The sequence below is a fragment of the Bacteroides reticulotermitis JCM 10512 genome (genome assembly GCF_000517545.1).
Classification (GTDB): Bacteria; Bacteroidota; Bacteroidia; order Bacteroidales; family Bacteroidaceae; genus Bacteroides; species Bacteroides reticulotermitis.
In genome coordinates this window covers 1-20801 of sequence record NZ_BAIV01000019.1, presented here as the reverse complement: position 1 = coordinate 20801, position 20801 = coordinate 1, and the positions used below count along the sequence as shown (strand labels likewise).

The following is a 20801-nucleotide window of genomic DNA, read 5'->3' as shown; positions in this document are numbered from 1 at the left end:
TATAATTTTGATTAGAAATTAACTTTCACAGAGAATCCCAAATTGCGCAAACTTGGCGACATGAACATGTCAATGCCTTGGAAATAAGTTCCTGTACTTGCAGTTAATTCAGGATCAAACGGAGCCTTTTTGTATAGGAAGAAAAGGTTTTTACCTATAAAAGATACATTCATGCTCTTGATCCAATCTACATACTTGTTAATCGGTACGTTATAGCCTAACGACAACTCACTCAAACGGATATTGCTAGCGCTGTACGTATACATCGAGCCAATTCCTCCCTGAGCACCGGAGCCACCTATCTTCGTATAATAATCTTCTGCACCGATCGGACGGCCATTCACGAGAGCACCTCCATTGTCACGAGCATCAGCTGTGGCCTTCGATGAACCGTATGCGTCCATAGTAGCCTGAGTCTGTGAAACTACGATACCACCTACACGTGCCGTAAACAAGAATCCCAATGAAACGCCTTTATACGTCAGCGTATTTCCCCAACCTAAGTTGTATTTAGGAGCACTATTACCAGCCTTCACGAAAACGTCAGGTTGCGTCACAACCACTTGATCCGAAGGATGTACATAGATAGCGCCATGTTCGTCGGTACGAAGAGTATTCACATAAATATCGCCAATAGAACCGCCTTCGGTCAAGATCATCTTATACATACTTGTACCACCCATATCGATTTTATTCAACGTAGTCAGTTCATGTGTATAAGGGTCTTCGTAATTGCGCAACAATTCCACTACTTTATTCTTGTTCAACGAATAAGTCAGGTACGAACTCCAACCGAAGTCTCCCCACTTATCTTCATAGCGCAACGACAGCTCAACACCTTTATTATCTACACGACCACCATTCACAACCTCCGATTTGTAACCGGTAGTAGACGAAAGCGTACGTTCAAAGAACTGATTATAGGTACGTGAGTTATAAATCGACGCATCAAGTCTTAACTTATTCTGGAAGAATACAAAGTTGAAACCGGCCTCCCAAGACTTTGTACGTTCAGGCTTCAAGTTCGGATTGGGGCGGCGAGATTGAGTTACGGGCACACCATCTACCAACGCATAAGTAGGAATAGCCAAGAATACGGCCGGAGAGTTACCTACTTCCGAGTACGACACGCGAACCTTCATATAAGGCATGATGTCTGTACTGCAATGGAAGATATCCGTGATAATACCTGAAAGACCGACAGAAGGATAGAAGAATGATCCGGTGTCAGTTCCTTTAAAGGTAGACGACCAGTCGTTACGAGCAGTCACATCCAAATAAGCCATTGACTTATAACCAATCTGTGTACTGGCAAAGACTGCACGCTTCTTCATATGGTAACCATATTGATTAGCCAGATTCTTTTCCGTAGTATTTACGTTACCAAAAGTGAAAAGGTTGGCAACAGACTTCAGCTTACCACCAAAATAGTCTGCTTGGTAATCATTATTCTCGAAGTTCGCACCAACGTTGGCTGTTAGATTCACCGTGTTAGCGGCAAAATACTTATTGATATTCAGCAACAACTCACCATATACTTGTTGATTTTCGATGTTACTCTTTGAGTAAAAACCGTATTTAGAAGCAAAAAGTGTATTCGTACCTGCATCGTATTTGCGTTCGCGACGCTCATTGTTACGATCCATCTTTACACGAGCAGTCAAATTAACCCAGTCAGCAAAATCATACTTCGCCGATGCAGTAGCCATATAGCGGTTTTTGTGGTTAGGCATTTTTATGTGCTCCGTGGTCCAATATGGATTTTGCAAAGCCAAGCTCGTACTGTACGGCCAGTATTGTGTCATCAGGTTGCGTTCCGCATCATAACGTTGATAAGCCTGCACTTTAGAGAAATCATCACCGGCGGGAAACAAATAGAGAGAAACCAGCGGGTTGAAATAAAGTCCCTGAGAAGTCATATTTTGCTCTTTCACCGAACTGAGCATAAAGCTCATATCCAGCGTCAGCTTATCTTTTAGCATCTTAGCCACATTACGAAAAGTCAAGTTGTAACGTTCGTAATCGTTATTATGAATAATTCCTCGGGCATTCGTTGTACCAAGTGACAAATAAGTCTGATTCTTATCTGTACCTGTAGACAAGCTAGCACCGTTAGTCACATTGAGTCCGGTTTGGAAAAAGTCTTTCGGATCATAGCTGCTCGGAGTATTCAACTTAGTTCCCCAGCTATAATAACTTCCGGTTTCAGACTGTCCATACGTATTCTGGAACTCCGGCAAAGCAAGCGGAGAAGAAAAAGTCGTATTGTTAGAAATAGTCACCGATGTGCGTCCTTCTTTACCCTTTTTAGTTGTAACCATTACAACACCATTGGCAGCAGCACTACCATACAAGGCAGCAGCCGAAGGACCACTCAATACAGATATACTTTCGATATCATCCGGGTTAATTCCGGAAATAGGATCACCCGTCTGCCCTGCCCCTTCGTAAGAATCGGTAGGTTGAGTAGAAGAAGCCGTCATATCAATCATCGGAATACCATCTACTACATAGAGCGCATTGTTATTACCGTTGATAGACTTGGTACCACGCATTACCACACGTGAAGAACCTCCGACTCCAGACGCTGACGCATTAATTGTAACACCGGCAATTTTACCGTTCAAGTTGTTCACAAAGTTCGCATCAGCTACACGCGTAATCTCGTCATTGTTAATCTGCTGTACATTATAAGAAAGAGATTTCGCTTCTTTCTTGATACCCAATGCCGTCACAACGACCTCGTTCAGAACTCGGTTATCCTCCTGAAGTACAATCGATAGAGGTTGAGTTCCGCTGATTTTCAAGACCTGCGTGGTATATCCTACGTAAGAGACTTCAATTTGATCTCCTTTCTTAGCTTGCAAAGCAAACCGACCATCAATATCGGTAATGGTACCGGATGATGTGTTTTTTACTTTCACATTTACACCGATCAAAGGGTCGCCTTGTGTATCTTTAACGATACCTTTAATTTGAACGCCCACTTCTTGAGTTACTGCATCCACCTTCTTTGTAGCCAAAATTATCTGTTTGTCTACAACTGTATAAGAGATGTTAGTACCTTGAAAGATGTCATCGAGAATATCCAGAATCTTTCCGGATTTATTACTTACTGTAACAACCCGATTCGTTTGAATCGTTTTGTCATTATAGAGGAATACATAATCAGAATTATCCTCTATTTTGTTTAACACTTGTTCAATCGAAACATTCGACATAGAGATAGATATCCGGGTTCGTTGGGCATATCCATTCTCTGCTGAAAGTTGTAATACTACTGTAAAAAGTAGTGCCAGACTAATCCTCATAACTAAAGGAAGTTTTAGATTTAAAGCATATTTTGGACATATTGCAATAAATGGATGATTTTTTTTCATACATTTGCGGTTAACTAGAGTTTATTACTATAATGAACTTTGGGTTGATTCCGGATAGTGTTTGCAAGACCTTTCACCGTGAATCTTAGAGCGATCGAGGGGAAGATGGCTGTTGGTAGCAGCTGTCTTCCTTGTTTTGTTTTTCTGTGTTATATCATAGGCTACTTCCGTTTTAAAAGTTATTAATATAAATCAACTATTATTTTTTTCTTTGTAAATGTTTCATCAGCTTGTTGAACGCCTTCTTCTGTTCGCCACTTCAGTGAGGCCGACTTGGCAGATAGTCCAGTATCTGAGGTAAAGTCTCGTCCCGGAACGTCGCCCGGTACTTATATTCTTTCCCGGTTTTGTTGTTAAACTGAATGTCTACATTGAAATGCCGTGCCAGACGTTTAAAGATCTCATCCAATGCGGCATTGCGGAATATCAGTTTACCATCTTTCCAAGCTACCTTCTCATAGACATCAACCACCCCTTTCGACATGGTATGTGCTAACTTATCATAGAGTAGTCGTTCTCCCGGCAACAAATGTATTTCATGTTCACCGTCCGGAGATATAACATTCACTTTTCCTGTTTCCAATACCGTTTCTACGCTATTATCATCCTCATAAGCATTGACGTTAAATTTCGTGCCATACACATAAACGCTCAATCCACCAGGCGTATTTACATAAAAAGGTCTCTTCTTATCGGCTTCAACTTCAAAATAAGCTTCTCCTTTCAGTTCCACTTTCCGATTGTCCCGTCTGAACACCGTTGGGTAGCGTAACGTACTTCCGGAGTTCAACCAAACAACCGAATGATCCGGCAATTCATAGCGTATGACCGATCCTGTAGCCGCTGTCACTTCCGCATATTGCTCATTCACCTTGGCACCGTAGAAATACAGATAGCTAAAATGAAAGAAGACAGTAGCAAAGGTATTGTCAGAAAGGCTGCATAGCGCATCACGTGCTGGTAGAAGTTCTTCTTCTGACGCTTTTCTATCTTATCCTGCGCTCGCTTATAAGCCTTTATCGTGTCGATAGACTCCATTTCGCGGATATCATATCCCAATGCTTGAGCCTTGCGAAGCAGTGATTCCGGATTCATATTTTCTAAATTCTCTTTCAATGTTGTATCGTTTTAGTTGCTTTTACACTTATAATACAACTGAGGGCAACATAAAGGGACAGCAAAAACATTCTTTTTTTTATTTCAGCTCAAAACTCGCACAAATTTCATCCATCTATCGGGCCGTTTACTTCCTGCCCTGTTGCTGCATAGAGCCATTTACCACACAAAACTACTGCCCATGCCATGCCGGAAAACCGCATAGACATACAAAAAAACATCCAAAAGGGGGACTTCCTAATTATCTTTCATATATTTGCAAAAATTCTCGGAATACAGAATCTAATTAGAATGAAGTTATCTTTTTCGAAACAGACTAAAGAACGAGCCTTCAAACAGCTCTATGAAGAATATTACGCACCTTTCTGCCTGTATGCAAAAAGATTTATAGATGACAGAGAGGCTCGTGAAGACATCGTGTCGGATGTATTCACCTTGTTATGGGATAAGATTGACTCATTAGACTTCCAGTCGTCCACCGCATTGGCCTATATCAAAATGTGCGTGCGCAACAGCTGCCTGAACTACCTCAAACACCAGGAATATGAATGGAATTATGCGGAAACTCTCCAGAAGAAAGATCCGATTTACGCAACAGAGGCCGACAGTATTTTCACGTTGAACGAACTCTACAGCATGCTATATGCAACGCTCAATAAGCTACCCGACAACTACCGAACCGTCTTTATGAAAAGCTTCTTTGAAGGAAAAACACATTCCGAAATAGCCGAAGAGATGAACCTCAGCGTGAAGTCCATCAACCGGTATAAGCAAAAGACGATGGAGCTTCTGCGAAGTGAATTAAAAGATTTTCTACCGCTCGCACTGCTATTACTTTTCCCGATCCAGCAGTAAACGTTCCGCCAGCACGCGACATTGCATCCGATCAACCTTACCATTTCCTACCTGTGGAATAGCATCCACCACGCAAATATGCTTCGGACACTCATAAGGAGATAATATCCGGGAGAGTTCTTGCTCAAGCATCACAAGATCCACCTGCTTGCCAAGCAACAACGTGACAGCCTGCCCCAAACGTTCATCCGCAATCGAGGTGACTACCAAAGGAGCGTCAATAATCGAATGAATCCGTTTTTCCAACTCTTCGGCCTGCACTTTAATCCTCCGGTATTAATCACATTGTCTGCCCGTCCCAGAATCGTGAAACTACCATCGGGTAGATACGAGCCACATCATTGGTTTGCAGAACTTCTTCACAAACGAGCGGTGCTTCGATAATCAAGGTGCTTTCCGGCGAAAGAGATAAGTTGACAGATGAGAAAGGATGATAGTGATCGGAAGCCGACTCTCCGTTCAGCCGGCGAAGAGCGATATGCGAGAGGGTTTCCGTCATGCCGTAAGTGGAATAAACAGCTCCGGGCAGAGCGTTAAGTGCACTGACCAACGCCTCATCGACAGCACCTCCCCCGATAATCAAATTACCTACACGCATCAACCGTTCTTTCTCTTCCGGCACCTGTAATGTGTTGTATACCTGCAACGGAACCATTGCCACAAACTGCAACTGCTCTTCCACATCGACCAACGGATGACCGGATGCGGGGCGAACAATAAGATTCAATCCGGCAACCAACGAGCGGACTATAACCATCATTGCACCAATATATCGAAGGTTCATGCAGAGCAAAGCGGTTTCACCCTTTTGCAAGTCGAGATATTCGCAAGTCAGGCGGGCACTCTGCATCATCCGATCTTTACAGACTGAGAGTTCTTTCGGCTCGCCCGTGGAACCGGAAGTATGTACGATTATAGAAGGTGAATCGTCAAACCACTTGGCTAAAAACAGAAACAGATCGGTCTGAGCGGAGGAAAGATCCCCTCTGCCCTCACCAACAAGCTGATATATCTCTTCCGGAGTGTAAATTTTACCCTCCAAACACAAACGCTGCTTATGCCGATCGAACTCCATCATTTGCCGAACCACATACAATCGCTTCGTATTTCAAGCGGCATCTCTACATTATCAGTAAAAAGCATTCCCGTGCCCAAGCCTTGTGGCAACGGGTTATTATACGTTGCACACCACTGGGCTATCGCATTCAAACCGATATTCGACTCCAACGCCGAAGTGATCCACCAACCGATATTTCGTTTTTCAGCTAGTGCAATCCATTCCTCTCCTCCACAAATGCCACCATGCAACGACGGCTTCAGAATTATATATTGAGGACGAATGACGGAAAGAAGTTTCTCTTTACCATGCAAAGCATTGCAGCCGATCAACTCTTCGTCCAGCGCAATCGGTAAAGGAGATTCGGAAGTCAGGCGAGCCATTTCAGCCCACTGTCCGGCACAAATCGGCTGTTCGATGGAATGTAAATCCAGTTCGGCAAGCCGTTTGAGTTTATCCAGCGCATCGCTTGGCGAGAAAGCCCCGTTGGCATCCACCGAAGTTCGATCTCAGCCCGGGAGAAGTGCGCACGGATATACTTCAACAAAGCCAGTTCTTCATCAAAATGGATGGCACCGATCTTTAGCTTGATGCAACGGAATCCTGCCTGCATCTTCGTTTCGATCTGAGTCAGCATCCGGTCGTAGTCGCCCATCCAGATCAGCCCGTTAATCGGAATACCCGCTTCACTGCGTGAGAAAGGAGTATCCCAAAGTGCCCAACTACCCGCAGCATGATGACGAATCGCTGTTTCCAAACCAAAAAGGATGGACGGATAATCTTGCAACGCTTCATAATCCAGTACACCTCCTTGCTCTTCAACTTGCCGACAAGCACGGTTCAACACCTGCTCATAATCGGCATCGGGCAAGGCATCCCAACTCAAGTCGGGCAAAGGAGCACACTCTCCGATCCCCACCCGACCGGGATTGTCGGAAGAAGTGAAATGTATATACCACACTTTCCGAGTGGTATATACACCTCGTGAAGTCCCCGCCGGTTGTTTAAAGTGCAACACGTGCGGGACTATGTTGATTTTGCAATCCATCATTAAGGAAACTTGGGGTACTGTTTGAAGTTCGGTTTGCGTTTTTCAAGGAAAGCAGTCTTTCCTTCCTGCGCTTCATCAGTCATATAATAGAGCATCGTAGCATCACCCGCCAATTCCTGAATACCTGCCTGTCCGTCCAGTTCGGCATTCAATCCGGCTTTAATCATGCGCAACGCCAACGGACTGAGCAACATCATCTCTTCCGCCCACTGCACATATTCGTCTTCGAGCTGCTCCAACGGAACGATCTTATTGATCAGACCCATGTCGAGTGCTTCCTGCGCATTGTATTGCCGACAAAGGAACCATATTTCGCGTGCTTTCTTCTGACCTACCACCCGAGCAAGGTAAGAGGAACCAAATCCGGCATCGAAACTTCCCACACGAGGTCCTGTTTGCCCAAAGATCGCGTTTTCGGAAGCGATGGAAAGATCGCAAACCACGTGCAGTACATGGCCTCCACCGATAGCAAAGCCATTGACAGCCGCAATGACCGGTTTGGGAATGCTGCGGATCTGCTTTTGCACATCGAGCACACTCAGTCGAGGTATACCGTCTTTACCAATATATCCGCCACGTCCTTTCACATTCTGATCGCCTCCCGAACAGAAAGCCTTATCGCCCGCACCGGTTATCACAACCACACTAATGTCCGCTTCCTCCCGGCAGATGCGCAACGCGTCACTCATTTCACCGGTAGTAGTAGGTGTAAACGCATTGCGATACCGTTCGCGATTGATCGTGATGCGTGCTATTCCATTATAATAATCAAACAGAATATCTTCGTATTCTCTGATAGTCGTCCATTCTCTCTGTACTGACATAATCTATACTTGTTTTAATTGATGATAATAATCTTTCAAGATGCGAGTGTCCGCATCCTTATCGGTAAACACTTCCACCAGCACGGGCTGATCGATGTGTTCCGGTTGTGCTAAAAAGGATATTGCCTCCGCTAACTCGCTTTCATGAGCGACCGCCCGGTAGCGGAATCCGCGTTCTTCCGCCCATCCTTTGGCAGTAGTCTGATGTGTGGCAGTTATAAACCGATGCGACACGCCCGATGCTTCCAGTCCGGGTAAGGTTTGGAATATCTCCCCGCCCCCGTTGTTGAGCAACAGAATACGTAAGTTAGTCCGCAGGTGATTGTTCCACAAAGCATTCATATCGTAAAAGAAACTAAGATCTCCGATAACAACAAAGTTCAGTTTATCGGAAGCAGCCGCATAACCGACTGTGGTAGAAAGTGAACCTTCGATACCACTCGTCCCCCGGTTGCCATAAACTTCGATGGTTGGATGCAAGGTATACAGCTGTGCGTACCGGATGGAGGAACTGTTTGCCAAATGCAAAACGCTATTCTCCGGCAGGGAATTGAGCAACGCTCCGATGGCGGACATTTCCGAATAGGCTAAGTCCGGCAAAGGAATTGCAGTACATAGATTCTTCCACATACGGGGGTAATCCGGTTTGTGGACAACAAGAACGGTAGCCACCTCTTGCAGAAACTCGAAAGGCTCCATCTCAAAAACGGTCGTCAACGCACCAAACAAGTCGGCTATTTCTCCGTCCGGGGAAATATGCCAATGTTCTTTGGGCGGATTCTCCCGAATCAGTTTCTTCAATCGTTTCGACACGATGTGTCCGCCGTAAGTTATGAGTAAGTCCGGTGCCACCTCCGCCTTCATCTCTTCGGACATGGCATAAAGTGCTGTATCGAAGTTTCTGACAGCTCCGGCTGGTACGGCCCGGTTGCCGATATGTTCCGCCAGCCAAGTGAACCGACCGGATAAAGCCGCTTCCAACTCTTTCGGAAAACAAACATTCCCCCGATGCTGGCCGGCAATCACCATTCGCTTTCCATATCCGTTCAGTCGCGCGGACAGGTCTTTATCTTGATTCTTGTATGCTCGCCAACTCAGATAACGGCTGACGACACGCACTTCGGGAAGTGTTTCTGTCGAGAACCGGAACAGCGGTTCGGAAAGCGGTATATTAATATGTACGGGGCCTTTGCCATGATGATCGACTTCAAGCAACGCTTCATTCACCAAACGGTTGCAGAACCATTCATCTTCTTCGGTATGTATCTCAGGCAGATTGACCGACTTCCTGACCAAGGTTCTAAACACCTCCGGTTGAGGAAGCGTTTGCCCGTCCATCTGTCCGATCCAGGCGGCAGGACGGTCGGCGGAAATAACGACCAACGGTACTTGTTGATAGTACGCTTCGGCAACTGCGGGATGCAAATTGAGCAACGCCGTACCGGATGTACAGCAAACGGCAGCGGGTTTGTCTGCATTCAACGCAAGTCCCAACGCAAAGAATCCCGCACTCCGCTCGTCCGTCACCGAATAGCACGTAAAGTCGGGATGCGTAGACAGCGTGTGAATAAGGGGTGCGTTCCGACTACCGGGGCAGAGTACTACCTGCGTAACTCCATGTGCCCGTAGTAGAGCCACCAACTGCAATATATTTTTCTTATCCGAATACATAAAAGCCTTTCACTAGTCCCATCTCCCAATGGAAAGACGGGTTATTATCTATTTATTTATATTCATTTAATCGATCTCCGAGCACGCCCTTTATCCTAAGAAAGGGTTGGCGTGGAAAGGATAAGCCGCTTCATGGTCTGCAATTTCTTCTCTGTTTCCACCCACTCGTCATTCACCTCCGAAGAAGCCAAAAGTCCGCCGCCCGCATAGAGTACAAGCCGGTCGGCTTCCACATTCATACAACGCAGATTGACATACAAGTCTGTTTGCCCGTCCGGATCGAGCCATCCGATGAAGCCCGAATAGTACTTACGGTCGTACCCTTCGTGATCCAGAATAAAACGGTACGCTTCTTCCTTCGGCAATCCGCAAACGGCAGGCGTGGGATGGAGCACTTCGAGTAGATCACCCAAGTTGTCGGGATCGCTCAACGAAAAGCGAAAATCGGTTTTAAGATGCGACAACGCTCCCGCATAAGCCGGGTAAGGACTTTTCGTGCGCTTCGATACCCAACGAATGGAGTTGACGACGGATATAGCAGTTACATACGCCTGCTCTTCCCGGTTCTTTTCATCCCATACTTGAGGCAACTCTCCATTCTGTAACGATTGAGTTCCCGCCAAAGCAACCGTATTCCATTCGCCTTGTCTGCCCGACAGAATTATTTCGGGAGTGCTTCCAAGCCAGACTCCTGTCTGGGGCGTATAGCACAGATAGACATACGAATGAACATACCGGCTACAAGCGGCACGAAAAGCGGCGGCAGGAGAAAAACCTTCCATCCGTTCTTCGGTGATACTACGTGAGAGCACCAACTTCTCGAACGTCTTGTTTTGCAGCGCTTCTAAAAAAGTCCGGAAACAGACACCATATCCCTCCGTGCTGAGAGTTTCCATCTGCTCGTCCGAAAGAGATTGTGTACCCGCTTCCAACGGTTCGTCCGCATCAAACGTACAAAAGTCAATATCTTCATCGGGCTGCAACAGCACAATCGGATGTTGTTCACTCACCCGAAACGGTGCAATGACAAAGCCTCGTTCTCCGTTCAACTCTTTCAAATCCTTGAGTTGCCGAATGCTTCCGTGTTCCTGGCGCAAGAGTCGAAATTTCTCGCTACCCGGAGTCCGGTAAACGGCAAAAGGTTGTTGCTGCAAGATGAGCTCGTCAATCGTTGTCAATTTACATCTCTTATCTTCGCCTATCATCTCTTTTTCATCACACTGTTGACTACCCGTATAGAAGACACCAGTTTGTTGGTTGAAGTAAAGACGTCCACATTCCAAACATGCGACGAACGTCCTTTATGTACAATGGTTGCCACAGCACGTACCGTATCGCCCTCGTGTGCCGAAGAGATATGACTTCCGCTTACTTGCATACCGACAACAAATTCGTCCGGCTGGCATAACACCATCGATCCCAGCCCGGCAACGGTTTCGGCTAGCGCAAGCGTCGCTCCTCCGTGCAAAATGCCGAAAGGCTGGCGGGTGCGGTAATCAACCGGCATGGTTGCTTCTACCCGATCTTCGGAAACATAAGTATATAGGATACCTAAATTACCCATCAGGCGTGTTGCGCCTGCGAATTGAGGTGGTCTAACGAAATATTCTCCGGACGAAAATCGGTCAGAATCGTTTTCTCCACGGCAATTGCTACTCCGTCTTCTTCGTTGGAAGCGGTTACCATTTCGGCACATCGCTTCACCGACTCCTGCGCATTGCCCATGGCAACTCCTATTCCGGCCATTTGGATCATCGTGACATCGCACACACCGTCGCCAATCGCTATGACCTCTTCGGACTTAACGCCCAGCATTTCCATCAATGCGCCTAAGGTATTGGCTTTATCAATGCCGCAGGGCACAACTTCCAGAAAATGAGATTCCGACCGGAACGCATCCAGCGTACCCGCCAAACGTCTCTTCCAATGCTCCTCCAAGCCTACCAACGTCTCTTCGTCATCGCTTACCAACATACATTTGCAGGGTGCAAAGTCTACGGCTATCGAGAAGTTGTCTTCCCGAACGATTTCAAGGTTATTTAGTTGGGCTTCATATTGTATATGCGCATTATCCGGATCATTGGTAACAAGAATATTTTCATTGTAGGTAAACATTGAAAAACCATTCTTACGTGCTTTCTTCTCCAGATAGGGTAACATTTCGGGATTGATACGTCGTTCAAAGAGCAACGTTCCGTCTTTGGCGTTTATCACCTGACAGCCGTTATAAGAAAGAATATATCCTCCATAGTTACCCAACTCCAGTGTCTTAGCCAATGGCATAAGTCCATAAGTTGGTCTGCCGGATGCCAGCACGACACGCACGCCCATTTGCTGCACTTTGACTAAAGCAGCTAATGTGCGCTTACTTATTTCCTTCGAATTATCGAGAAGAGTCCCGTCTACATCGAGAACTAATAATTTGTACTTCATGACTTCTCAGTTTTGAATTGAGCTACAAAGGTAAAAAATAGCGCGAACCATAAAAAGCGGAAACAGATAAATGTTACTTTATGATCACTCTTTCAGATGTATTTCCAAATAATCCCGCAGAATACGGGCATGATTGTGCACCGGTTCCTTCGAAGCATAAAGCAAAGTGACTACAGGATAGGGTTTGATGAGGTCGAGAAAGTCGGCTACATGGGAAGAATCGGCCAACTCTTCTTGATACCGGATGGTGAACTCGTTCCAATGTCCCGGTATATCTTCATGACACCACCGTCGCAAGGCCGTGGAAGGGGTTATATCTTTTGCCCAATAATCATACTTCAACGCCTCTTTCTTCATTCCCCGAGGCCAGAGTTTATCTACCAGCACCCGGTAACCATCGGCTTCGGCATAATCTTCATACACACGTTTTATCTTAAATTGAACCATTTTGTTTATACTTTGATCTTTAAAGTAAACCAATAGAACCTTGAAAATGTTCTGCGCAGCTGTCTCATTTGAAGTCATACTTCCCCCCTCCCCTACATACAAGATAAAATATTTTATCTCTCATGCTCTCATCATTTTTCACTTAACAATCAATAATTCAACGTATTACACAATGAGAGATACTTTTCAAAAGCGGTATCTCTCATCATTTTCCCGCATTTTCCCCTCTTTTTGAGCCTATCTCTCATCATTTTTGAGCCTATCTCTCATTCTTTTTGGCTGTATTTCGTATGAGACAGGGCTTTATTCTCTCGGAAAGTTTGCGATAGCATTTTAGCTTTTACAAATTTGTGACCCTGCCACGCGGTATAGCTTAGTACTTGACTTACTACTATCCAACTCCTAAGACAAGTGAAAGCAAATTTATAAAAACAAGGTTCTTCTTCAATTTTAGTGCAAGGTAACTTGAAAAGGTGTCAGTAGCTTGAAGGCATAGCAACACCTTGTCACCCGAATGTATCTTAGTGTGACTATGGCTGACTATCTGAAATCAAGCTCTTCCGCCAAATAAGCCTTTCAGATAGTCAGCCATATCTTTTAGTTTAATATGATGTCTGGACTCAACCCTCTTTGTACTTATAAGTAAGCATACAACAAAGCAGTTAATATAGAGATCCTTCAAGTCGAAAATAATTTTGCCAAACGGCCTAAGCTGTAGAAAGTCGAGTACCCCCTCTTCCCAAACCAAGATTCCTAAATAGGCGCATAGAACCCCTGCCGTCAGCAAGCTGAAAGAGACGTCAAGCGTCTTATTCGTGGGAGCAACTCGCTTATAAAATCGATAAAACACAAATACGACAAGCCATATTAGCGCAAATAGGACAATATGAAATATCAACCCTGCATCCATGCCTGTTCCTTTGTGGATTGAATGATTCACAAAACTATACTTGCTATTGAAAAAGGGTTTAAAGTCAAGTACCCGAGGTATAATTTCAAAGTTGACATCCATAAAATATTGATAAATAAGCAGTTTAACCGCCTGATCAAGTCCAACCAATAGCGCAATCAAAAGAATAATGCTTCGTACTTTCATATTTCTAACAGTATTTTGAGCCAACCGCCTATAAAAGGTCTCGCTTTTGCCGGAAAGATAGTAAAGTTTCGACAGACACTCTTTTCTATTACATTATTTAATATCTTTGTCTACTCAATGACAAACTAAACAATCTATTCCATGGAAACAATAAGAATCACAAAAGCAGAACAATTCACCCCTGAACTCACACCGATTATACAGGGATTCCTCAAACAACTGAGTGATCAGCCTTTCCCTTTTGACGACCAAGCCCTTCAGGAACTACTGGCCGATTCCAACAGCCATTTATTCCTACTGCAAAGCAACGAGAAAACGATCGGAATGCTTACCGTAGGCATATACTACAGCCCCACAGGTGGCAAAGCATGGATCGAAGACGTAGTGGTGGACGAAGATTACCGGGGAAAAGGATATAGCAAACTGCTCGTTGCTCATGCCATCGAGTATGTAAAGCAATGCAAAGTACCTTTGCTAATGCTGACTTCTTCGCCTCAACGAATAGCGGCTAACCAACTCTATCAGCGCGTGGGATTCGAACAGAAACCGACCAACGTGTATCGGATGGCTCCTTGCGCAACCGATTCTGAACCGAAATAGCAAGAACGATTCTATATAACCCCCTAAAACATCAAGTTATGAAATACATATATATCATATTTATTCTAAGTTTATTTTATTCTTGCAGCCAAGAAGAGCATACCTCTATATCTGTAAATGACACATATATAGATATGTACGTTACAGACAAAGATGGGAATGATTTGCTTAATCCTGAAAGCAAAAATGACAAGAATGTAGATCTAAATAAATTGACCTTAACTTATTTGATAAATAATAAAGAAATAGTTTATTATAAAAAAGATTCAGATGCTCCGAATGGGTTTATGCTGTTACCTCCTAATGCAGATTATAACAAATATATACTAAGAATCTTTCCTAATGCAACTTATGACAAGTCTATATCCTACCTCAAGTGGGACATATCGAATGTAGACACCATATCTATAGAAACAAACAAAACAAATTCATCTACAATTTGTGTTGGAGTAGAATTAAATGGGAAAAAAGTATGGGGAGTTGGTCATCAGAATGAAGATAAAGACAGAAGGCTAATTACAATTATAAAATAAGAAATAGTAATAGATTTATAAAAGGGGATGTGTAAAAACAGACATATCCCCGTTATACTCCTGATCCATTCCAAATCGAGAACCTTCACTACAATGCCGATGAGGATTAGTATGTTTGTCCCATAGAACAAGCACATGAACCGCATAGGGACCAGACAAGGATAAAAAAAGAGGATGAATCAGTTTTGACACATCCTCTTTTAGGTTCAAGAACCATTATTTCAGTTCAATTCGGATTTCAGTTCTTGAAGAACAGGTACTTTCGTTGTCCGAAGTTCTTTCTGTGGTTTGAGGTTCAATTGCTCGAAAACAACAATCTTGTTCTCTCCTTTTCGCAACCATACCCCGGGGATATACAACGTTTGCTGCGGTCCTACCTGCCAATAGCGTCCGATGTTGATGCCATTAACAAAGATAATTCCTTTACCCCAGTCGGCCATGTCGATGAACGTATCACCCACCTTGTCGAGTGTAAATTTACCGCTATAGACAATCGGCATATTCTTCAACTTGGTAGTCGCGGAAGCAGAGTTTGCCACACCCAGCTTATCAGCATCAGGAGCTTCGGCCATCGGCAAAGAATACATTTTCCAATTGCCTTGTATCTCTTTACCGGCAATCTTAACCGGACTGATAATCCCTTTATTGTTGTGCACAATCTCACTACCGTAATTGATTCGTCCCATATTCTCTACCAGAATCTGCACAGTAGAATTGAAAGGTACGTCTATCTCAAGTGAATAGGTCTTCGTATTCCGGTTCAGTACGCCTACTTTCTCTCCGTCCACGTAAACCACCGCATAATCTCTCAAACCGGGAATCTCGAGCGTGCCGGAGATCGGTTGATTGAAATGACGGGTATACAGCACATAGCCATATCCCTGGTTCAGCTGTTCAAAAGTCAAAGGTTCTTCCGCCAATACCGGTTTTTGCTTTTCGGCATAAGCCAACAGATCCATTACCTTATCCAACTGAATGGAGGGTATTTCGATCGTAGCTATGGGAGCCGGAATAGCAGGAACAGGATATTTCACATATTTCTTAATCACGTTGCGAAGCGAATCGTATTTGGGAGTTTCCCAACCGGCTTCGCTGATAGGCGCATCGTAATCATAACTAGTCAAGTCGGGTTGAATATCCCGCTTCTTGTCATAATTCGCTCCACTCGAAAAGCCGAAGTTCGTTCCTCCGTGTACCATATATACATTAAAAGAGACATCGTTCTGCAAATACTTCTCTGTTTGACGAGCAATGCTCGAAGCGCTGATCTGCGGAAAGTCTTCCGCCCAATGCGATAACCAGCCGGGATAGAACTCGGCAACCATGTAAGGCCCTTTGCCGTCATGATACTGATTGACTACCTTTTTAAGATTTTCTATATCATTTTCACCGTTAGCAGTCGGCAAAGCTCCCGGAGTAGCGCCGCCTTCAAACAGCCAACTGCCATCCGAAGTAAACATCGGTACATTAAATCCGGCATCGATCAATTGCTGTTTGATCTTGGCATTATACGCCTGATGCTCTTCCAGTGGAATATCCTTTCGTTGAGCCACATAAGAACCAAACTCGTTCTCGCATTGCACCATGATGATAGGTCCTCCTTTGGTACATTGCAAACTGCCCACCTCTTTGTACAAACGTTCGAGGTAGCTTTTGGTACGCGCCAGAAATTCCGGATTATCTCTTCGAATCTCCATACCTTTTATATTCTGCAACCACCAGGGATAGCCACCGAACTCCCATTCGGCACACACATAAGGGCCAGGGCGCAGGATAACCATCATGTTCTCCTCTCCGGCTATCCGGATGTACTCCGCCAGATTCTTATCGCCGGTAAAATCCCACTTGTCCGGTTCCGGCTCATGGAAGTTCCAGAATACGTAAGTAGCCACTGTGTTAAGCCCCATAGCTTCATCATTTGCAGCCGATGCCGCCAATACTGATGAGGGATGCGCATGTAATGCATTTCGCCGGAAAGAACCGGAGTTTCTTTACCGTTTCGATAGAAATGTCCATTTTTAATTTCGAATGTTTTGGGGGATTGGGGGTAAGCAAACATTGGAAAAATGGCAGCGAGTAAAAGCCAATAAATTGATTTTCTTAGCATAGTAAATGAAATTGGGTTATAAATTCATGTTCATAATTGAAATAATATATTGATAGCTGCTTATGCTAAAGTAGCTTCTATCAGACCACAAAGATTCGTTCTCTGATGCAAATATAGAGTTTTCCCGTGTATTTGCGAACGAACAATCTGAGAATAATCGGGCAAAAGCCGAATTTCTCCCCGATTGCTGCACATGGTAAACTTTCGCTCATTGGTTCGCGTCCATGCGTCAGGGGTTCTTCTCACCAAAGATGGGTCGAATCACAGCTTTTTTGCCTACCTTTGCAGTTTTTATTTTAATAGTTGGAGTTATGACATTAGAAATTGAGCCGAAAGAGGTTATCGATGCTTACAGCACGCCGATCATACAACAGACTTCTTTCTGGTCAAACGTGAAACAACATCACGGCATACCGTCTGCCGCTTTTGATTTTAAGATCAAAAACAGCGACCTTTACCTGAATGTGGGAGGATATTCTTATACACAAGCTGACTTTATTGTCTTTTTCGAGTACCTCAACAGCACAGATTATGTAGCATATTTACCTTATGGCCCGGAGATAGAGCCTTCGGAAGAGAATCAAGGTAGTTTTCTGGAAGAACTATCCGAATCGTTGCGTTCGCACCTGCCCAACAACTGTTTGGCTCTGCGCTATGATCTGAATTGGGAGTCGCATTGGTGCAAAGAAGATGATTTCGATGAGAACGGGATTTGGAAAGCTCACCCGCCAAAACTTTTCAGGAGTTACGTTTAAACTATGGGACCTGCAATTGGAACCTAAAGAAGAGTAATAGCAACATTCTGCCGGCTCATACCATTCTGCTCGACTTGCGGAATGAGGAAGAGCAAATCTTGGCACAGATGAAATCCAAAACCCGGTATAACATCAATCTGTCGAAACGCAAAGGGATTGAGGTACGTAATGTAGGTATCGAAGGATTGGACATCTGGTATCAGTTGTATTGTGAAACAGCCATTCGCAACGGACTCAATACCAACAGTCTGGAATATTTCCGAATGGTATTCACCACGAAGATGGAGCAGGAAAGTAAAGATGTGCAAGTCAAACTACTCGTTGCTTATACCGGAGACCAGCCGCTAGCCGCTATGTTCTTAGTTTTATCGAGCCATCGGGCGACGTATTTATATGGAGCTTCTTCGTCTGAGCACAGAAACCTCATGCCTACTTACGCTCTGCAATGGGAAGCCATCCGGTTAGCTAAGGCGAACGCCTGCACGGAATATGATATGTTCGGCATCGCACCACGTCCCGAGCCCTCGCACCCCATGTACGGACTCTATAAGTTCAAGCAAGGTTTCGGCGGACAAATCTATCACCAGTTAGGTTGTTGGGACTATCCGCTCGATCCGGATAAGTATGCCGTTTTCCAAGCTTATGAAATGAATCGTCAGGGATATTATCAACAATAATATCCCTTTTTCCGGCATAGACCTATAAGAAAACCGCGCGAATTATCTCAATCCACGCGGTCAAAAACAAAATTTATAAAACTAAACACCAGTGTCTCACGACACCTGATTTACCAAAGCCATAAAGGCTAGATCGGAAGAAGTCCGTATCTGCATCGCATAATAACTAAGACTTCATTTCATCATATTAACTTCCGAAAAAGGATAGGGATTATTATATTTTGTTTCATGTATAAAATCGGTTGGAAATAGGTTCTGCCTTTTCCGCTAATTAGGCATACTTTACAACTGAGAAATATAGGCTGTGCTATTTCTTTCTTAACTCCTAATAAGCGGTATGTACCTTCGGTGCATTTAAATGCACCGAAGGGATAAATCAAAAGAATCGAATAGGCTAGTTCGCTCTTATTTTATGTCTACAACGCAACGGACACTACATGCATTACGACGTGAAAAATTAGTGTAAGCATATTCTGTATTAATCTTGTCTTCACCGCTATTCCTACGGAAACTCAGGTAGTATGTGTAAATGTTATTCTGAGGCGATGATGCCCAATAAGACCCTTCTATCCCCATAGCAGTCAATTTTCCAGCATTTGATTGGCGGCTTCCGGCAGCAGGGAAATATGTTTTCTCTCTTATATAAGCTCTTTCTATAATGCGACTGCCGTCAACCTCTTCTTTAGGATCCATTACAGTGCCTTCGTAACCACCAATCCATTTGTAATCCTCCGCCTTCTCAAATTCGTTGGAGGTAGCATCCGCCATTTTTTACCATAAAGTAGACCACCTGCGGCTTTCTCCGTAAGATATTTACAAATATCTCCAATGCCTTTTGAACCATCCGTTATTTCATAGAGATAGGCACGGTCTCTTTCGGTTTTTCCGACCGGAGGATTAGATGGAATAGCAACCTGTGCAACTTGCGGCCACTTAAGCCAGACCAAAATGTATTCCCAACCACTCGGTCCATAAACTCCATCGCTACTGCTCCAAGCCGTACTTCCAACATTGTAAGTATTAGCAGGAGGAATACCGTAAAGACTAGCCCAGTTGAAGAAGACGCCCTGGTATTTCTTATGAGGTGCACTCTCTCCCAAACTATCATCAAAGGTTAACTTCGTACCGTCCCAATAGATGTTGGAACCTGCCCAACCTCCATGTGTCTTTGGATAATATTCACCCATTATTTCAAGAGTGATTTTCTTTTCAGCAAATTTTGGAGGCATATCTGCACTCTCAAATACAACATCTACAGTCCCTTTAACTCCGGAGAACTCATCATTGACAACAGTAAACTGAACAGCGGTACCCGTCGAAAGATTGGCATTGCCCCTGAATCCCTCTACCAGATTGTCTCCTGATTGAATATTCAATAGTTTATCACTGCTCGGCTCTATTGACTTTATCCTCCAATCGACATTACTTTTTATCTTGAAAGTATACGTACTTCCATTAGGCGAATAAGAGGAAGCAATCTCTTCGGCAGACATATTATAATTGACATGGCGTAGGAATACCGATGCCGAAGCATGGTTGATTCCATCGGTAGTGGTAAAGTCCAGTTTGGAAATCCTTTCAAAAGGCTTCTCTTTATCCTCAGGAATAAAAGCAATCGGAGTTATTGCATAAGAAATGATTCCCGTACCACCGGATACTGTTGTTGTACCCGGCATGTCTCCCTCAAAAGGAAAAGAGCCAGGAGCAGAATTGACAATAGCTAGATCACCGTCGCTAGGAGACCATTTTATATCGAGCTTCTGTGATATAGTTTCGTCCATAGAGGTAAATAGTAATTCACTCACAACCTGGCCATTCGATGTAACCTCTATACTCACCTCGTCATCCGTCGATTGATTTACAGTCAGGTATATCTTAGTATTGGCATATTGGATGTAGATATAACCTACACGTTCATTACCAGTATTGTTAGCATCCACCGTAAGGGTCATCGGTACTTTCGAACCATCCTTGCCTTGCGCCTCATTTTTCGGTTTGTCCACCTTCAGCCAACCGCTTGTTTGATCGATCAAGGTTGTTTTATCTTCTTCGGTTACTCCAACCACTTTCCATCCACCCGGATAGTCGGTCTTTATATTAACTATTTGAGGATCGCCGTTGCGGTAGAACTCGAAGATGCTTCCCGGACTGAGTGCCAGGCGATAACCACCCGACTCATTAATCTCGCCCACTTCACCG

The 20801-nt window shown here is 44.3% G+C and carries 12 protein-coding genes and 6 pseudogenes; 5 read left to right on the top strand and 13 right to left on the bottom strand.

Annotated elements, in window-relative coordinates:
- Positions 1–11: 11 nt before the first annotated feature.
- Positions 12–3311 (bottom strand): SusC/RagA family TonB-linked outer membrane protein, encoded by a 3300-nt coding sequence (locus JCM10512_RS12250; RefSeq protein ID WP_044163435.1) that lies wholly within the window; start codon positions 3309–3311, stop codon positions 12–14.
- 251 nt (positions 3312–3562) lie between these two features.
- Positions 3563–4475, bottom strand: a pseudogene (locus JCM10512_RS12245) (FecR family protein).
- A 312-nt stretch (positions 4476–4787) separates the two neighbouring features.
- Between JCM10512_RS12245 and JCM10512_RS12240 the strand changes: the two are divergent.
- On the top strand, positions 4788–5351 hold the full coding sequence (locus JCM10512_RS12240; protein ID WP_044163432.1) for an RNA polymerase sigma-70 factor: 564 nt from the start codon (positions 4788–4790) through the stop codon (positions 5349–5351).
- Here JCM10512_RS12240 and JCM10512_RS12235 read toward each other — a convergent pair.
- The 8 genes and pseudogenes from JCM10512_RS12235 to JCM10512_RS12200 all read right to left on the bottom strand — a co-directional run bounded on the left by JCM10512_RS12235 (position 5328) and on the right by JCM10512_RS12200 (position 13930).
- Positions 5328–6426, bottom strand: a pseudogene (locus JCM10512_RS12235) (AMP-binding protein). The gene JCM10512_RS12240 and the pseudogene JCM10512_RS12235 sit on opposite strands and share 24 nt — an antisense overlap.
- Positions 6426–7456 (bottom strand): annotated as a pseudogene (locus tag JCM10512_RS12230) (o-succinylbenzoate synthase). The pseudogenes JCM10512_RS12235 and JCM10512_RS12230 overlap by 1 nt, the downstream one beginning before the upstream one ends.
- Positions 7457–7458: 2 nt before the next feature.
- Positions 7459–8283, bottom strand: coding sequence for a 1,4-dihydroxy-2-naphthoyl-CoA synthase (gene menB, locus JCM10512_RS12225; RefSeq protein WP_044163430.1), 825 nt, complete (start codon positions 8281–8283; stop codon positions 7459–7461).
- Positions 8284–8286: 3 nt separating this feature from the next.
- Complete coding sequence (menD, locus tag JCM10512_RS12220) at positions 8287–9954, bottom strand: 2-succinyl-5-enolpyruvyl-6-hydroxy-3-cyclohexene-1-carboxylic-acid synthase (RefSeq protein WP_044163428.1); 1668 nt, start codon at positions 9952–9954, stop codon at positions 8287–8289.
- Between the two features lie 95 nt (positions 9955–10049).
- On the bottom strand, positions 10050–11159 hold the full coding sequence (locus JCM10512_RS12215) for an isochorismate synthase (RefSeq protein ID WP_044163426.1): 1110 nt from the start codon (positions 11157–11159) through the stop codon (positions 10050–10052).
- A pseudogene (locus tag JCM10512_RS12210) lies at positions 11156–12387 on the bottom strand (Cof-type HAD-IIB family hydrolase). Before JCM10512_RS12210 ends, JCM10512_RS12215 begins: the two are co-directional and overlap by 4 nt.
- Positions 12388–12471: 84 nt before the next feature.
- On the bottom strand, positions 12472–12834 hold the full coding sequence (locus tag JCM10512_RS12205) for a DUF488 domain-containing protein (protein WP_044163511.1): 363 nt from the start codon (positions 12832–12834) through the stop codon (positions 12472–12474).
- Positions 12835–13384: 550 nt separating this feature from the next.
- On the bottom strand, positions 13385–13930 hold the full coding sequence (locus tag JCM10512_RS12200) for a signal peptidase II (protein ID WP_044163508.1): 546 nt from the start codon (positions 13928–13930) through the stop codon (positions 13385–13387).
- 141 nt (positions 13931–14071) lie between these two features.
- Here JCM10512_RS12200 and JCM10512_RS12195 point away from each other — a divergent pair, with 141 nt between their 5' ends.
- Together JCM10512_RS12195 and JCM10512_RS12190 are read left to right on the top strand one after the other, a co-directional pair.
- Positions 14072–14530: a GNAT family N-acetyltransferase gene (locus tag JCM10512_RS12195; protein ID WP_044163424.1), complete on the top strand. Its 459-nt coding sequence runs from the start codon at positions 14072–14074 to the stop codon at positions 14528–14530.
- A 38-nt stretch (positions 14531–14568) separates the two neighbouring features.
- A complete protein-coding gene (locus tag JCM10512_RS12190; RefSeq protein WP_044163422.1) occupies positions 14569–15063 on the top strand; it encodes a hypothetical protein in 495 nt (164 codons plus the stop codon).
- 221 nt (positions 15064–15284) lie between these two features.
- Here JCM10512_RS12190 and JCM10512_RS12185 read toward each other — a convergent pair.
- A pseudogene (locus tag JCM10512_RS12185) lies at positions 15285–17170 on the bottom strand (beta-galactosidase).
- A 311-nt stretch (positions 17171–17481) separates the two neighbouring features.
- Here JCM10512_RS12185 and JCM10512_RS23930 point away from each other — a divergent pair.
- Positions 17482–17925, top strand: coding sequence for a GNAT family N-acetyltransferase (locus JCM10512_RS23930; RefSeq protein ID WP_244437158.1), 444 nt, complete (start codon positions 17482–17484; stop codon positions 17923–17925).
- Positions 17883–18602, top strand: a complete 720-nt coding sequence (locus JCM10512_RS23925) for a lipid II:glycine glycyltransferase FemX (RefSeq protein WP_244437157.1) — start codon at positions 17883–17885, stop codon at positions 18600–18602. Before JCM10512_RS23930 ends, JCM10512_RS23925 begins: the two co-directional genes overlap by 43 nt.
- A gap of 405 nt (positions 18603–19007) precedes the next feature.
- Here JCM10512_RS23925 and JCM10512_RS12175 read toward each other — a convergent pair whose 3' ends face one another.
- Together JCM10512_RS12175 and JCM10512_RS12170 are read right to left on the bottom strand one after the other, a co-directional pair.
- Positions 19008–19370 (bottom strand): fibrobacter succinogenes major paralogous domain-containing protein, encoded by a 363-nt coding sequence (locus JCM10512_RS12175; RefSeq protein ID WP_148298385.1) that lies wholly within the window; start codon positions 19368–19370, stop codon positions 19008–19010.
- A pseudogene (locus JCM10512_RS12170) lies at positions 19295–20801 on the bottom strand (BACON domain-containing protein); the annotation flags it as partial. The pseudogene JCM10512_RS12170 and the gene JCM10512_RS12175, both read right to left, overlap by 76 nt.

Bases quoted from the DNA above. Each gene is read 5' to 3' on its own strand.
- JCM10512_RS12250 (WP_044163435.1), bottom strand. From the start codon at position 3,311: ATGAGGATTAGTCTGGCACTACTTTTTACAGTAGTATTACAACTTTCA.
- JCM10512_RS12240 (WP_044163432.1), top strand. From the start codon at position 4,788: ATGAAGTTATCTTTTTCGAAACAGACTAAAGAACGAGCCTTCAAACAG.
- menB (WP_044163430.1), bottom strand. From the start codon at position 8,283: ATGTCAGTACAGAGAGAATGGACGACTATCAGAGAATACGAAGATATT.
- menD (WP_044163428.1), bottom strand. From the start codon at position 9,954: ATGTATTCGGATAAGAAAAATATATTGCAGTTGGTGGCTCTACTACGG.
- JCM10512_RS12215 (WP_044163426.1), bottom strand. From the start codon at position 11,159: ATGATAGGCGAAGATAAGAGATGTAAATTGACAACGATTGACGAGCTC.
- JCM10512_RS12205 (WP_044163511.1), bottom strand. From the start codon at position 12,834: ATGGTTCAATTTAAGATAAAACGTGTGTATGAAGATTATGCCGAAGCC.
- JCM10512_RS12200 (WP_044163508.1), bottom strand. From the start codon at position 13,930: ATGAAAGTACGAAGCATTATTCTTTTGATTGCGCTATTGGTTGGACTT.
- JCM10512_RS12195 (WP_044163424.1), top strand. From the start codon at position 14,072: ATGGAAACAATAAGAATCACAAAAGCAGAACAATTCACCCCTGAACTC.
- JCM10512_RS12190 (WP_044163422.1), top strand. From the start codon at position 14,569: ATGAAATACATATATATCATATTTATTCTAAGTTTATTTTATTCTTGC.
- JCM10512_RS23930 (WP_244437158.1), top strand. From the start codon at position 17,482: ATGACATTAGAAATTGAGCCGAAAGAGGTTATCGATGCTTACAGCACG.
- JCM10512_RS12175 (WP_148298385.1), bottom strand. From the start codon at position 19,370: ATGGCGGATGCTACCTCCAACGAATTTGAGAAGGCGGAGGATTACAAA.